The sequence below is a fragment of the Photobacterium angustum genome, from assembly GCF_003026365.1.
GTDB lineage: Bacteria > Pseudomonadota > Gammaproteobacteria > Enterobacterales > Vibrionaceae > Photobacterium > Photobacterium angustum.
Genome location: NZ_PYOM01000044.1, coordinates 1 through 1225 on the forward strand (window position 1 = coordinate 1; position 1225 = coordinate 1225).

Annotated in this window: 1 protein-coding gene and 1 pseudogene; both read right to left on the minus strand. The window is 34.0% G+C overall.

The window, feature by feature from the left end; genetic code table 11:
- A pseudogene (locus CTN01_RS22495) lies at positions 1-379 on the minus strand (hypothetical protein); the annotation flags it as partial.
- A 661-nt stretch (positions 380-1040) separates the two neighbouring features.
- Positions 1041-1225, minus strand: a 185-nt coding sequence (locus tag CTN01_RS22940; RefSeq protein ID WP_211317094.1) for a hypothetical protein, incomplete at its 5' end; no start/stop codon positions are given.

Genomic DNA, 1225 nt, shown 5'->3' on the forward strand with positions numbered 1-1225 from the left:
GTGCAGAATCTGTCACCTGTGCATTACTTACCGTGAATTGATAATCACAAACTTCACCATTCTGGGGTGTAATGGTAAAGCCTATTCCATTAGGTATTGCTGGACTACATTTATGACTATTTTCACCAAAAAGATGAATAGACGTTAGCTCTGCCTTCCCTCCGAGAACATGACCTGACAAATCAATAAAGCTTTTCATTCCAGGCTTAGCAACACTCAGTCCGTCGAGTGCAGTAATTGGAAGAACCTCAGTCGGTTTAGACGTGTTTACATCATTTCTGTCGTCATTTTCATCGCCAGAACCACATCCAAACAATAAAATCAATGCAGTACCTACAGCAAGCCTGCAAAAAACAATTGAATTTTTAAGCATATTCAAATATTAAATCTCTAGTTGAAAAATGACTAAAACAAATATTTATTCTTTAGTTAAGGTCGTTTGTCATCTTTTTGAATTACAGAAAGTATCACTAATCGTTAGGATACTATTGCCGCTATTATGCAAATACCTTACATAACAGCCATTGAAGTGGAAAAATACATTCAAAATATTTCATGTAAAGCCCCTCCAACACGTCTGTATTCTGCAATTATTTGCCGTGTGATTTAAATAGGCATACCAAGATGAGTTAATCAAAAAATGCCCATAACAGATGAGCATTTTTATAAAAAACAATTAAAACGACTTTGACCTAAAATCATAAGTATGATGCTAATGCGTTATCAAATAATTAAGCAGTGAGGCCTTACTCGGCCTAATTTATAAGGAAGTTAAGAGGGGGATATTCGGTGTAATAATCTGCAGAGTTTAGGTTTCGTTTCCCTATTATAAAGCACCTAATCTGTAGTCATTAAAGTTATAATGATAGCTCTTCAACAGAAAATTTCTTATAGCTGCCATTCAATTTAATTTTCTATTTTGTTATCAAACTGGGCATGTTCGTTAACATGGCATTAAATAGCATTGGATTAGAATAACTGTTCAAGTTGTGATGTTTTGGTTCAACACAGTACGCCGCTATTAAATAATATCATCGGTCTCAGTTGTTTTTAATTTGAGTTGATTTGTTCCTATTATGCTCTTTGAAGCACTCTGGGATCGATGATGGCTTCCTTTGAGCATTCACTATTTTATCTACCTTTTTTAAAGTTAATAATCTGAAATTAGATTGTTTTTTTAATTGGCCATTAACAATCGTTTCCAAAGATATGTAACCGAATATGG